Genomic DNA, 13,529 nt, shown 5'->3' on the forward strand with positions numbered 1-13,529 from the left:
GTTGAGGGACTCTATACCCAGCTCCCAGCTATCAATTGCCGCTGCGAGTAACGCTCTCGAACCATGCCGCCATTTCCTCCTGAATGTCTTTATCCAGGGGTGATGGTAATCCTACCTCCAGCTTCATTTCCTTGGCTTTCAATACGGCACGCTGTCTAGAAAGCTCGCTCCGCTGCTCAGCAAAAACGGGGGACAGCACCTCCACAGGGATGTCACATCCTTCCCTTTCATTCATCTGTCGGCGCAAACGCTTGAACTGTTCTGGGTCTGGCGGGCTTTCGAGCAATCGATCCATATCGCTTGCATATACCCCATGCTCTTGCGCCCAGAACGCCACTGCCTCTTCCCAAACCTGAGAATAAGGTTCAGAAAAAGTGAATAGCCGTGCTGGCTGGCGAGGGGCTGTGCCGGAGTGAAATCGATCTACCTTGAAGCAGGCCCGCCATTGCCCCCTGCCCCGGCGAGTAAACGCAGCGGTAATGCCATGCACCCCTACCCCGCACTCGGGTTGCGTATTGGGTGCGTTCTCCGATACGAAGCGCTCGTAGTGATAATGCAGGCTATCCCGTTCCCACTCCAGGTTCTGTAGTTCTGCCTCCAGACGACGAAACAAGAAGTACACATCTGCATCAGACTGCTCTGTTGCAGAATAGGTATTGAAATGACGCTGATAGAAGTTATCACCGAATTCAGCTGTCACATGGAAACCGACAAAACCGTCCGGATGCTCACCCGGCGCGTAATAAGCTACTGCCATGTAATGTCCTGCTCAATTACTCAACTCAAACACCGCGCACCGCCAAGTCTCGCCCTACAATTTACCGGCTGAAGTAAAAACAATCATAATTGACTCGCATGCCGCCATGCTTCTGTCAGGGCCGTGAGGGGATACATCGTAGCCGAAAGCTATATCTATGCAGACGTCCGTCGCTCAATTGCCATCATCCGGCAGCGCTGTTTATCCGCTTGGATCGCTTCGCGAAAGCATTCCCCGCTACTTTACGGTTTCCAGTACATACTCAATAAACGCTGCCAGCTGCGGTGATGGTTTAGTCGCGGGTGTCAGCAAATAGGTCGTAAGCGCGGAGCATTCAATATCCAGCGAGCGTACCACAACCTGCGGATGATTTGATATTTCCAGATGAGAGAGTGGAACCAGGCCAAGCCCATACCCCGCTGCGACTAGCGTCAACAACATATCCATCGAGGTCACATGCTCAGCTACTGATAGCTCTGTATCTGCACTGCGCAAGATATGCCTGACTTGCTGATTGTACCCAGCGTGAAGTTCGGGATGGGACATCACTAACGGGTAGTGCAGTAATTCGTTTAAAGGAATCTTTTGGTAGGCCAGCAGCGGATGACGCGCTGGCAACGTTGCCACCAGTGAGTCACGCCAGATCGGCTTTGCAATAATTGAGTCACCAACATCCTTTGAACGCGATAAGCCAACATCAAAAACTTCATTTCGCAAGCCGAGCAACTGCTCAAATAAAGGCACCTCAGTGGCCCTTATCACAATATCTGGTAAATCTGCTCGGAAATGAGCAAGAATCGCCGCCAGATGTGGCACCGCTGCGCCATCGGACAGAGCAATTCGCAGCGTACTGCGATAACCGGAAGCTGCGGCTTGTACGCTCTGCCTTGCATTGTCGAGTGTCACAAACACACGCTTTACCTCGGTGAGGAAGACCGTGCCAGGATAAGTCAAACAAGTACCCCTACGGTCTCGCTTGAAAAGCAAAACCCCCAACTCGGACTCAAGTTCCTTTATTGTCCTCGAAAGCGGTGATGGCTCAATATGCAATCTTTCCGCCGCACGCGTAAAATTCAGCTCCTCTGCCAAGACTAAAAAGCATTTGAGGTGCCGTATATTCATCACGCCTTCACTTTTATTATTGACACGTTGATTTTTGTCTTGGGAACACGCGTGAATTCAGGGCTCTCGGCCATGCCCAAAATATGGCGAAGATGGCATAGCGTAATACGCCTGCTTCAGATACGAGACGCCTCAGAGCGGCGCATCTCCACAATCGCCACCCCGAGCCCAGCTGTGATTATGCAAAACAACGCCAGGCTCCATAGCTCGTAGGGAATCCCCAACAGGTCAACGGCGCCTTCGGCGCAGCCGGCACGTGGGGCTAACACTGCGGGCATCAGTCGATCCAAGGCCAAGCCAGAAATGATTCGGTCAGCCAAGGTCAAGCTGCACGAAAATGCGTTGTTCGCCACAAAATGCTGCCACAACGCCGCCGCCATTCCCGCCAACGACAACAGTAAGGCCAGAATGCTTAATAGCAGCTGCAATGCTGGGCGACGCATCATGAGCGCCAAACCACATACGAAAGCAATGGCAAGGAACTGTGCCCTTTGCAGAACACACCATGCGCATGGCTCCATGCCGAAGAGATACTGCGATAGCAAAGCCACCGCCACGGCGGCCAAGGAACATATTACGGTCGCAAGCAGAACCCTGCGACCACCTGACATCTGTTGTTTTTGGCTCCTGAAAAGGGCCCGGTTGTAGCGCCTCACATCGGCCCCCTCCCTTTTGCAAATAACGAAGCCGAGAGGTATCGACCTACCCGGCTATGCGATGATTATCAAACCCTCTCTAATACAGTCGTTTGGGAGAGCTTGTAAGCGAACCCTATTCCCAGGTTTATTTTCAAACATGTGTTTTGTTTAATTGCTCCAGACCTAGAGGAGCTGCGGAACCGATTCCATACTCGAAGGCGCCCGTTCAGCACTCGTTCAGAGGACTAGCCTCATCAGCCAGTGTGATATAGGGGTTACTGGGTGGCAGGCTCTCGAGTACCAGCGAAGGCTCGGACAGCAGGTAGCCATGCAGTTTGCGTGTTTTACGTGGCCCCATGACCCGGCAGGTCCATATATTCAGTCCGCTGGCATGTTTACGGTGAAGTTGCAGCTTCTCAAAACGCCTTTGCACCCACCGCCATTCAGGCAATCCTTCCTGCCTGGCGTGGACCGCTATCTGTGGATGCTCCTGAGCGTAACGCTGAAATATGCCGGGACTGACGAGGTACACAGTTTCAGCCACAGTATGTATCAGTGCCTTGGCGTCGTTGATAATGAGCCGACGGGACAGGACACCTTTTTTGAGCCAGACCATGAAGTCCTCTGGTACAGGCGGCTCGACTGGTCGGCCCACTGAAACGGCCTGGAGGACTGGTTCAGCCGGTACTATCTGAACGCTTCGGCCCTTCCCTTCGTCATCTACACCTTCTGATCTCGCTACCGAATCCGCATTGGCCGAATCTTGCGTGATTGGAATATCCGTCAGCATCTCCAACAGCTCATCCATCGCATCCGGTAGTCCATCGTTGTCAGAGTCGGTATCAGGATCGCCGGTAGCAGGTTTTATGGTATCGGGTGGGCCACGTTGGAAGGTTTGCTCTACCTCACAAGCGGCGGTGGCCAAGGCCTTAACGGATGTATCGTTTGACTCACCTACCTGCTCTGTAGAATCGACAATGACGTTTCCAGCAAAAACAGCAGGACGCTCATCCGCTTCCCAGATCAGTGCGGGAGCCAAACGCAACAAGGTAAATGAATGCGACCAACCCGTGTCACTGGTGACCGTGGCCTTCCAGATGGCCTTGCCTTCGGGTGTGGGCTGGAGCAGGCTGTGGTCCTGCAACACATTGAAAACCGCAGTGTTGTTGGCGGGTATGCCGTCGACGCCTTGGGATAATAGATGAGCACGCAGCTTGTCGGAGACGGTCTTGCTGACCAGCCACACCCCATCCTCAGTAAACCAGCCATCCGAGGCTTGGGGCTGGTTAAGTTTCAGTTCCTCGCGCAGCAGGTAACGCAAACCCTCGAGCAGTTTGCGTTGCAATGCATGCTTAGGTGCAGCCATAGCCCTGGCCGGATCACCGCCCAATGCCTGGGCTACAGACGCTTGGTCGGCCTTCGTCACCAGCTCGCCCAAGATCCCGGCATGCTCATATTGGCCGGCCAGCAGGTATAATAAGGCCGACCAGAGTTCCGGGTAACTGCTCAGCCAGTCCAGAACCTCTCGACTCAGTACGGAGGTATAGAGTAGCCCCGAGGCGGCGCCATGCAGACGGTATTCACGCCCATTGCGATAGCGAAAACGATACGGTCGCTGCAACGGTCCGTGCCATGGGTGCCAGACTTGACCATCGGCATATTCAACATGCAGATCCACAGCAATCTTGCCAATGTCGTGAAGCAAGGCTGCATAGGCGATGGCAGCAGTCCAAGCCTCGGCTTGAGCTGATTGATCTTCTGGCGTTGCGCCCACTGGCAGAAGGTAGGACTGCTTCAACTTCAGCGCGTAGGCCACAATCTCCAGCCCGTGATCCAGCATACCGCCGTGGTAGGAATGATGATGAGACTCGGACGCCGGAAACTGCTGGACGAGTTCGGCATAGCGCTCCAGAGGAGCCCGGTATAACCGTGCGAACTGCTTGCGAGATAGCGAGGTGCGCTGCCATATATGATCCAGCAACCGTTGTCTGCGAGCGGTTGCCAGCAGCGCTGCGGCCGACTCCGGCCTCGTAGGGGCATCCAACCGCTCAGTAACAGGAATTATTTCAGCGTGTCTGCAAGACGATGGCCGTTTACGCTGAAACAGCGAGAGCATGGCAGCTCCTCATGGCTAGCAAGAATGGAGACCTCTCATATAACGACGCTCTCCGGCGAGCAACCATCATCAATGCGGTATGGGCTAGCCCATGAACCCTCCAGTAAGTCCCCTGTGGCTACCTAGCGATAAATAGTTCTGCAAGAGTCAGCTCGTTTGAGCTGCTATATGCTTTACCGATTGCAGACGTTAAGTAAGCGGATACCACCGCCATGTTAGCTTCTATACTGGATTGCGCATGGGCAGCTCGAACGATAAGAACATTGATGACCAATAGCTTCCGGTGGTAAAAGTCCGCTGTCGATCGATTTGATACGCAGCGAGGAGTTGCTCTATGTCGGCATGAGCAGGGCGAAGTCCTTGCTGGTGGTTGTCGGGACGGCATCGACCTGTACGAGTTTCAGAGGGGTAGTCCAGCAATGATTTCCCTCAGGATCCCACTGCTCTGCGGTGTGACGTTTTTATGGCGCACGACGCACGGCAGTTAATGAACTCATGCGCATCGGGGGGAAGACCACACAAAGACCAAGCCATCTACATAAAGGTGAATTGCTCCGGGCTTCATAGACCGTCTGAAACAGGCCAGAAGCGGACGATCACCGACCTTACGTTTTAGCCGAATCGACGCCCCAGCCCGTTACCGGCACAGCCTGATGCAGCGCAGTTCGATGGGATACGAACGGAGTTCGATCTTATTAAACGCAATGACCTAAACTTCACCATCCGAGAGCTGGGTGCCAACTGGTAATCAGCTCCAATACCTGATTTTTCATCGGGACTGACGAACGGGTGACTAATCAACTCTCAGAGTTATACGAGGCCGGTGCGGTCGACGGCTAAAACTTGAAAGATTTACGAATTTGTCCATGAGATCAGTAGGTGGTTGAAAGTTTAACCTTCACGTGATAGACAGATTGCTCACTCACTCGCAACTACTCAATCCAATCTAGATACAAAGGCCGCTGTAAATTTTCACACGCTAAAGGTAATGATAAATCAAAATGGGCAAAGAGCAAAAAATTGACATGATCGCGGTAAGCAAGCGGCTTGAACAACTGATCCCTAAATACCTGGAGTCCCTCGCCAATGAGGGAAGCGAAGATTATCAGGGTTCGTTCGAGGTGTTTGAGTTTGACGAGCAACTGCTCAAAGCGCTGACTAAGACCACATACGCCGCTGAGCATTTAGATTACGATTTTTTCATGGGTCTCATTCACGCAATCATTGTGAATAATGGTGTTCATGATCCTCAGGAAGCCGCCAGGAAAATTAACGAATATATTGAAACTACCAACGCTCGCAGGGATTGGGTCGCAATTTTCCCCTTTACGTTTAACGAACTTTTTCACCATTTTCCCTTCCAGAAAGCCAAGGATGAGAACCTAAAGATTGGCGCATTCACAGTTAAGACAATTCCATATGATTTCGATAGTCTATCATCGACATTAAAGTCCGAGTTTAATCTTGAAGACCTTTCGAAAACGGACCACGGGCACCAGACCTACCAAGGTAGCGGCTCGATTGAAAAATGTCCGATTATCCTTCTCGAAGTGCACGGTGCCCAAGAGGCAGCTTTCCATTATGCAAAAAAGAAAGTCAAATATCTGACCAATCTGTTCGAAGTCTATGGCGTCCTAGCTGGTCGCAAAAATGATAGCTGGCCCGTTAACGGAATAACTGCGAGTCATGCTTTTCTTGCTAGCAAAGCCACCGGCGAAATAGAGCGTTCCCCGCTTTTCTCGCCGACCCGAATCAACATTAACCCCGACGCTGATTTTTATGCGTCGATAGACAAAGAATTTAGCACGTACGCCAACATGGTTATTAATCACAATGACAGATTGTTTGCAAGGCTCAAAAGTGCGTTAAACTTTTTCTCGCGCGCGATCAACGGAGCAGACAAAGTTCTAGGTTTCATCTCCTACGTCATTGCTATCGAGGCCATCTTCTCTCGGGACAAACATACGCCGATCAGGATCACCCTTGCTGAGTACATTGCGCTACTTTGCTATCCGCCAGAAGAACGGGTTGACATCTATAAAACCGTGAAGAAGATCTATGACGCCAGATCAGCGCTCGTACACACAGGTAAGATCGATATCGACCACGATCTGATCGAGCAAACCGAGAAGATTGCCGCAAAAACAATCTTGCACACCTTTAAACTCTATCATCGTTTGAATTCATCAGGTGAAGGGAAAATCGAGGATAGATTTTTCGATCATTTGCGTGACTTGCGACTCGGTGTTTCTATGGACGGATGAGCCCTCACGCTATCGCCTGTGCGTGGTTGCACGGATAGTCAAAGCCTTAACTAATCCAGGCGCAGCGCGCGCTCAATCCCCTTTTCCTGGTATAAAGGGTGTGAAGTTGCGGGCAGCGCTGAGCGGCCTATCCTCAAGCTCCAGAAAATACCTGATATAGATGTGCTCCTAGAATAACCTGATAGCCTCACCCAGTTACGCACTTGGTTGTACCGGACATACGGCTCAGTGGGGTCCGCATTCGAGTAGTTGAAAGCGACCTAAACATTTTCGATGCCTGGGGTTCTACCCCCTTGGGCTTCCACGAATGGCTGCTATTGGCCGGTTTCTGCCTGTTGCGTCTCTGCTGCCCACTGGCCAAGTCGGATGCACGCGGTGGTCAGTACCAATGCAATTGACTGGTCAAATGGGTGCAATTGCGCAGGTATGGACTTCAAGCCCCAATTTCCTGGAAAAGAGGTTCTTTCTATGGACATCCGACATCAGAGATTGAGTAGCGGAATGTCTGAGCTGAAGTCATGTCCATGGCTGTTCTTCTTTCCTTTAGATCGATGAGGCTTTTGCAGATATGACAGGCATTGCGGCCCGGGAGCAATTGAGCCGACATATACGTGCTCAAGTTCTACAGAGAACAGGCATCCCCACCGGCGTCGGCATCGCATCTACAAAAACACTGGCGAAACTTGCCAACTATGCTGCAAAACGCTGGCAGCACCAAACCGGCGGTGTGGTGGACATATGCAGCCCTGCCCGCCGAGACAAGCTGCTACAGGTAGCACCAGTGAGTGAGATATGGGGCATCGGGCGCAGGATGACCGAGCACCTTCAGGCCATGGGCATCAAAACTGCTTGGGATCTAGCTCGAGCTGATGCCTGGACGCTGCGCAAGCAATTCAGCGTTGTCGTCGAAAAAACGGCCCGAGAGCTACGAGGTACGCCATGCCTTGAGCTTGATGACGCCCCCCCGCCAAAGCAGGAAATATGCAGTAGCCGAACATTTGGGCAGCGACTCCATAAGATCGAACCTATCCGCGAAGCCGTAGCCAGCTATGCGGCCAAGGCATGCGAAAAGATGCGGGTGCAAGGTTCGCTGTGCAAGAAAGTAAGAGTCAGTATCCGTACCGGCATGTTCAACCCAGAGGAAGCCAAACTTGCCAAGGGTATTGTCTGCGAGCTGCCCTACCCTACCGATGACACTCGCCTGGTTATAAAAGCTGTACAGGCTGGCTTGGATGCGATATTCCGCGAAGGATACGCCTACGCCAAAGCTGAGATCCTGCTAATGGAGCTTAGGCAGAAAGGGGAGTACACCGACGATTTGTTTGCAGACACCCAGCCAGCTGCTACAGAGCGGGTTATGGAAGTACTGGATCAGATCAATAGCCGATGGGGTAAAGGGACGCTGCGTCCTGCTAGAGTCCCCCACCTGTCCGGTTGGGCGATGCGTCGGGAAATGAAGAGCCCAAGCTATACGACACGGTGGGATGAATTGTGGAGGGTGGCCTGCAGATAATAACGCTCTGCACAGTTCGAGGTGTAAATTGTTGGATAGGCTCTGCATCGCGCTCCAAGTGAGGGGATCTGGTATGTCTTTGTGCCGGGAAGCTCTACACTCTGGGAGCGACACGGCTGTCAACGTGCTATTGTTGATGTCGGCCTAGCACAACGCGCGGTGGGTTGACGAGCGGCCAACTGGAGGGTAACACGCCAAAAGCGCCGTCCCGTTAATAGTAGAATATAATTGCATTTAATCTTTTCCCCGCCGAAGCAGAGTCGTCAAAACCAGCATCATGGTTTGATCTTTCATATTCTTTCTTAACAGATAGTACTCAGATTGGGATTTCAAGGACAGTTCATGGCTAAGCACCCATCCTTAACAGCACTAAAAGCTTTCGAGGCCGCTGCTAGACATCAGTCTCTTACTATTGCTGCTGACGAGCTCTCAGTCTCTCAAAGTGCAGTCAGTAAGCATGTCCAACTGGTAGAAAGTCACTTTGGTCGTCGTCTTTTTGAGCGCAAGGGACCAAAGCTCATTCTTACCTCTGAGGGGATGAAGTTTTGTAAAGAATTAGGTACTGCATTCAAAATGTTAGAAGCTGCATGTCTGAATGTCTCGCGCAACGACGTGCTGCTCCGGCTTAAAGCGCCCACGTCTGTTTCAATTAGATGGTTACTGGGAGCCGTTACTGACTACCATAAAAAAAACTCGCCAGGACTGGTTAAGCTAGAAAGTGCTTGGATGGATATTGAGCTGATTGACTTCTCCAAAGAACCTTATGACTGCGCGGTTCAATATGGAAGTGGTAAATTTCCTTCTCATTGGGAGTCAATAAAGCTTTTTAGTGAAAACTTAATACCTATGCGCTCTCCAGCGTACCCATATGATCCGATGGCAGGGAACGAGGTAACCCTTCTACACGCTTCTCATGAGAAACATGACTGGGATATCTGGTGCAGGTTAACGACAGAAGAGCCGCAGTTATCCATTGGAGACGAGCAAGTGTTCGATACAATGGACTTGGCATTGACCGCTGCCTCCCGAGGCTTCGGCGTAACCATAGGTGATACCCAGCTCGCAAAAGCTGACTTGGAAGCAGGTGTCCTGACAACAATTTCAGGAAACCCCATACCAAGCGGCCAAGGTTACTTTCTTGTTTGGCCAAAATCTTCTTCCAAAGAGGCCCTGATTCTGAGATTCGCGAAATTTTTGACCGAATCACTTAGCACGGGATCGCGGCATATCCACTCTCAGGAGTAAAACTCCTGATTGTCTGGAGTTTTTTCCGTTTTTATAAAAATTGAAACCCTGCAAATCTATGGAAAACCATAGGAAGGCAGGACATGAAAGACGAAATACACTTTCAAGTTTCGAACTATTATGATGAGCTTTCAAGTATATACGATGAAATATTTGATGACTCTGTGAGTAGGGCGGAAGACCTGATTATATCAGAAGTCCTTAGCCAGCTAATCCATGAGGGGTTTCATGTACTAGATTGCGGCTGTGGCACCGGCCTTGGTAAAGAACTGATATCAGCTAAAAACGTCCATTACCACGGAATAGATATATCAAAAAAAATGATAGAGCAAGCGCGTGCCAAGCATCCTGATTCCACCTTCCATATAAGCGACATGGCAGATCTAAGCCACTACGAAGACGAATCGTTCGACGCGATAATATCTATTAACGGTTCTTTCAGTCATGTCCATGACCCGACACCAGTTTCTAATGAGATGTATCGTGTACTCAAACCAGGTGGAAAGCTCCTGACCATGGTCTATTCTCGCTATTCGTTGGGAAGGCTGCTTCACTCGTGGCGACACGGTGTGCTAACTAAAGAAGCCCTATACTCAGTTAGAAACGCCGACAATGAAGTTCTAGTCCCAGCAAGCTTCTATGATCGAGGTCGACTGCTGAAGACATTCTCAAAATTCAAAAATCACGAAATTGATTGCCTCAATATAATGGCCGAACTAATTAGGTTGAATTTATCGTTATCCATTTCGTTGAAGATAATGAAGCTCGAGAGGAGGTTACCCATCACAATACGGCAACTAGCCCACGCCCTAACCATAACGTGTGAAAAGTAGAAATGGAACTGATAATAGTATCATTAAGCTTCATCCAGTATATACCTTATTTCATAGGAATGTGGAAGGGAACTGTACGACCCTCAGTTAGCGGGTGGGCTTGCTACGCCATTTCTTTACTTGTAACCATTGCCGCGTCCATCATGCTTGGCTCCTACAACGTCCTGATAGCATGCGGCTTGAGCTTATTGTGCCAAGTTTACATCATCTCTTACGGTCTTAAATCGGGATGCGGCTTCGCCCCTACAACTCTTGAGAAATATTGCCTTACAACCGTCGGTATAGGAGTGCTTTTATGGCTTGTTCTGGACAAACCGCTTTGGTCGATCTTTATAAATATTGCTGTAGACGTGGTTGGTACAGCATTCATTATCAAGAAACTTGTTATTAACCCCTTTACAGAGTCTCTTGCCACATGGGTTCTGGGAACGATCGCCTCCTTTTTGGCTTTGATATTCTTCTTGGATTACACTCTACTAGGTTCGCTTTTCCTGTTTGTGCTTTTTATATCCAATCTGCTAATTCTTCTTATAATTGTATTTCAAGAGTTCCATAGAACTGTTGTTGATGGGTAGTGTTGCTTCAGCACCACGGAACAATTTCCGCTGCCCCCAAGAGCTCGACAGAAACTCATCGAAGCTCCCATGTGAATAGTCTATAGTCTCTGTAGCCAAGCTTGGGTCGAACCATTGGCTGGTTTGGGCGATGACATGGCTGGGGAACCAGTCGTGTCATCGCCCTCCCCTGTAGACCGGGACCACAGCACAGTTATCGGTCTGTGCGGATTCACAACAGCCTGATTGGCAGTGTTCCTTTTCCCTTTTCCCGGATAGCTCCATTTCCCTTAAACACCCTTTCTTTATCTTAGCCTTTCCAGCCTACTCGGCTTTTCAGGTAGGGCCTTTCCCCCTTGTCCCCATTCCCTTCAGCCTTGTAACCTTTTAGAGCCTTTGGGTGTAGAGCCTCAGCCTTTCGCGTCAGGGTGCTGTTGCAGAGTTGCAACGTTTCTGGGAGTCTGTAGGGGAAGGCTCAGGAAGCAGGTTTTATCCTCTCCGGAGATACCGTCCGAACGGTTGACCGTATTCAAACGACTGTATGACGCTGGAACATATTTCAGAACCAGGCATGGGAGTGAGTGCCGCGGAGCGTGACCATGACAACTCGGAGCAATAACGCAGAACACTTTGGCCAGTCGCTTGGTCGCGGATGGCGTTCCTATCGACGCACTGAGCTGCGGCTGACTGACTGGTTTGTATCCAAGGGAATCCCTGCAGCAGTGGCAATGGCCCTACTTTGGGCGGTCAAGCTGGGAGTGTTGGCGCTGCTGTTGTATGTTGCATTTTGGTTTGTGCTGCTAGTGGGTTGCCTATTGCTGCTGGCGAGAGGGGTTGGCGAGAGCGGTGATGACGTCTCTGCACAGCATGAAGGGTTGCGCTATGGAGACGCGGGATTCGGATTTTATTCCTCTGACGGGCACCGTCTTGATCCCCATGACCCCAATGCCCCCTACGACGAGTAGAGCGTCAGCGCATCACTTTATTGACCGCTGACGACGCACTAGCTTTTGCATCTTTGCTACCCGTGGCAAGATTTTGCGCAACCACACCAGCCTTCACACCCACCCAACCCAAAGCCCCAATCCAAAATACAGGCAACACCAAAAACATCGCTGCCATAACAAAATTCAGCAACATATCTCCAAACGCATTATTCAGCCCCATGAGCGGGTTGAAGTTGGCATGCGGACGATTCCATCCCCAGCCTGCCCCATAAAGCGCATCCAGAATCGTACTGTCGATCCAACGTGCAAGCTGAAACCAGAAGTCGACATAGAACAGGGCAAATTGCACGATGCTGACGGTCACTACGGTCTTTAGATCATAGGTACCGATCAGCAGCACCAGGGGAATACAGATCACCAGGGCCATCTTGAGAAACGACAACACCATGGGTAGAGCCTGGCGCATGGCATCCATCGCAGGGAAAAATGCTGTCGAGCCGACCGCAAGCCCAACATTGCTGGCTGTGCGTGTGGCGATATTGGGTAGCGTTTTCTCGATCTGGCCACCGTAGTCGCTATAGACCGAACCGATGTTCAGCTTTTGCTGGCTGGGCGCCGAAATAGCCCGGATCACCGAGTCATCAACCTGGGCTCGGGTCAGGAAACCAGCCCATCCTGCCATACGACTCAAAAGACTAGGGTCCACTTGCTCCAACAGGCGGGCCCGCAGGCCATGCCCCCCATCCATCCACCACTGGCGACAGCTCGGGTACCCTCCTCCACTATCAACCTCAGCCAGGCCGGCATCCCGGGTATTGTTGTAGGGCCAGGCGGTACGGGGCGTACCGGAGCGATAGGTATCGTAGAAGCCGCTCGTATTGGTGAAGTGGTTCGATCCAATCCAGCTCACATCATCCAGCTGCTCATCAGTCAGCTCTGGTCGCGCCATGAACATTTTGGCCCGGGCTGGCCCGTAACAGTCACGAGTGAAGTCCGCAACTTCCTGGGCCAATACCGGATCATCGATGCGAGTCGCGTCAATGTCCATACGCATTTGCCGCAGGTCAACACCACAGGGTATCGCCGCCACCGATGCCCCGGTTATCGCCCTCGACAATGCATGCATGAAAGCCCACCACACCGGCACCTTGGCCGACTGGCTGTTGAGGGTGCTGAAGGACTGCGACCAGCCGGTGTCCGTGGGTAGTGGAACACTGACGTGGCATTGTGCCGAACGCGCCCGATCATACTTGATAGTGTTCAGATCGATATCAATAAATGGAATCCCGGCAAACAGAATAACCGCGATAGCAACCCAGACACGGTTTTCGATCCGGGCAGAAGACAGTACGCCCTTATTGCCTTCGTCAGCCCCCTCGGCACGGGCCTTGAGCCACTCCTGAACGATAATCGCGATAAACGGGATGGCAAAAACGCCACTGGAGACCAGCACTGCCCAGATGCCATTGTGAATGATCCAGGATACCAGCGTCAGGTAGTATTCCAGGTAGTCGGTGGTAAACAGCGTCATGGCTATGCC

The 13,529-nt window shown here is 51.3% G+C and carries 9 protein-coding genes and 1 pseudogene; 5 read left to right on the top strand and 5 right to left on the bottom strand.

The window, feature by feature from the left end; all coding sequences use genetic code 11:
• Positions 1 to 31: 31 nt before the first annotated feature.
• The 4 genes from CNQ84_RS13535 to mobH all read right to left on the bottom strand — a co-directional run bounded on the left by CNQ84_RS13535 (position 32) and on the right by mobH (position 4,633).
• The gene (locus tag CNQ84_RS13535) at positions 32 to 757 is read right to left on the bottom strand and encodes a hypothetical protein (RefSeq protein ID WP_096005389.1); all 726 of its coding nucleotides are present in this window, start codon (positions 755 to 757) and stop codon (positions 32 to 34) included.
• Between the two features lie 237 nt (positions 758 to 994).
• Positions 995 to 1,879 (bottom strand): LysR family transcriptional regulator, encoded by an 885-nt coding sequence (locus CNQ84_RS13540; RefSeq protein WP_096005390.1) that lies wholly within the window; start codon positions 1,877 to 1,879, stop codon positions 995 to 997.
• A gap of 116 nt (positions 1,880 to 1,995) precedes the next feature.
• Positions 1,996 to 2,490, bottom strand: coding sequence for a disulfide bond formation protein B (locus CNQ84_RS13545; protein WP_036989863.1), 495 nt, complete (start codon positions 2,488 to 2,490; stop codon positions 1,996 to 1,998).
• Positions 2,491 to 2,743: 253 nt separating this feature from the next.
• Positions 2,744 to 4,633, bottom strand: a complete 1,890-nt coding sequence (gene mobH, locus CNQ84_RS13550; RefSeq protein ID WP_096005391.1) for a MobH family relaxase — start codon at positions 4,631 to 4,633, stop codon at positions 2,744 to 2,746.
• A 1,001-nt stretch (positions 4,634 to 5,634) separates the two neighbouring features.
• On the opposite strand from mobH, the gene CNQ84_RS13555 reads away from it, so the two are divergent.
• The 5 genes and pseudogenes from CNQ84_RS13555 to CNQ84_RS13580 all read left to right on the top strand — a co-directional run bounded on the left by CNQ84_RS13555 (position 5,635) and on the right by CNQ84_RS13580 (position 12,007).
• Positions 5,635 to 6,897 (top strand): HEPN domain-containing protein, encoded by a 1,263-nt coding sequence (locus CNQ84_RS13555; protein WP_096005392.1) that lies wholly within the window; start codon positions 5,635 to 5,637, stop codon positions 6,895 to 6,897.
• A 547-nt stretch (positions 6,898 to 7,444) separates the two neighbouring features.
• Positions 7,445 to 8,410 (top strand): annotated as a pseudogene (locus CNQ84_RS13560) (DUF4113 domain-containing protein); the annotation flags it as partial.
• Positions 8,411 to 8,752: 342 nt separating this feature from the next.
• Positions 8,753 to 9,655 carry a LysR family transcriptional regulator gene (locus CNQ84_RS13565; protein WP_096005394.1) on the top strand — a complete coding sequence of 301 codons (903 nt, stop codon included), beginning with the start codon at positions 8,753 to 8,755 and terminating at the stop codon, positions 9,653 to 9,655.
• Positions 9,656 to 9,738: 83 nt separating this feature from the next.
• Positions 9,739 to 10,488, top strand: a complete 750-nt coding sequence (locus CNQ84_RS13570) for a class I SAM-dependent methyltransferase (RefSeq protein ID WP_096005395.1) — start codon at positions 9,739 to 9,741, stop codon at positions 10,486 to 10,488.
• Between the two features lie 1,153 nt (positions 10,489 to 11,641).
• Positions 11,642 to 12,007, top strand: coding sequence for a DUF3742 family protein (locus CNQ84_RS13580; RefSeq protein WP_342745765.1), 366 nt, complete (start codon positions 11,642 to 11,644; stop codon positions 12,005 to 12,007).
• Positions 12,008 to 12,011: 4 nt separating this feature from the next.
• Here the strand turns inward: CNQ84_RS13580 and CNQ84_RS13585 are convergent, their stop codons facing one another.
• Positions 12,012 to 13,520: a conjugal transfer protein TraG N-terminal domain-containing protein gene (locus CNQ84_RS13585; RefSeq protein ID WP_096005397.1), complete on the bottom strand. Its 1,509-nt coding sequence runs from the start codon at positions 13,518 to 13,520 to the stop codon at positions 12,012 to 12,014.
• Between the last annotated feature and the right edge of the window lie 9 nt (positions 13,521 to 13,529).

It is taken from the genome of Pseudomonas abyssi, from assembly GCF_002307495.1.
Lineage (GTDB): Bacteria > Pseudomonadota > Gammaproteobacteria > Pseudomonadales > Pseudomonadaceae > Halopseudomonas > Halopseudomonas abyssi.

Excerpts from the sequence above, each read along its gene's own strand:
- CNQ84_RS13535 (WP_096005389.1), bottom strand. The coding sequence starts at position 757 with ATGGCAGTAGCTTATTACGCGCCGGGTGAGCATCCGGACGGTTTTGTC.
- CNQ84_RS13540 (WP_096005390.1), bottom strand. The coding sequence starts at position 1,879 with ATGAATATACGGCACCTCAAATGCTTTTTAGTCTTGGCAGAGGAGCTG.
- CNQ84_RS13545 (WP_036989863.1), bottom strand. The coding sequence starts at position 2,490 with ATGTCAGGTGGTCGCAGGGTTCTGCTTGCGACCGTAATATGTTCCTTG.
- mobH (WP_096005391.1), bottom strand. The coding sequence starts at position 4,633 with ATGCTCTCGCTGTTTCAGCGTAAACGGCCATCGTCTTGCAGACACGCT.
- CNQ84_RS13555 (WP_096005392.1), top strand. The coding sequence starts at position 5,635 with ATGGGCAAAGAGCAAAAAATTGACATGATCGCGGTAAGCAAGCGGCTT.
- CNQ84_RS13565 (WP_096005394.1), top strand. The coding sequence starts at position 8,753 with ATGGCTAAGCACCCATCCTTAACAGCACTAAAAGCTTTCGAGGCCGCT.
- CNQ84_RS13570 (WP_096005395.1), top strand. The coding sequence starts at position 9,739 with ATGAAAGACGAAATACACTTTCAAGTTTCGAACTATTATGATGAGCTT.
- CNQ84_RS13580 (WP_342745765.1), top strand. The coding sequence starts at position 11,642 with ATGACAACTCGGAGCAATAACGCAGAACACTTTGGCCAGTCGCTTGGT.
- CNQ84_RS13585 (WP_096005397.1), bottom strand. The coding sequence starts at position 13,520 with ATGACGCTGTTTACCACCGACTACCTGGAATACTACCTGACGCTGGTA.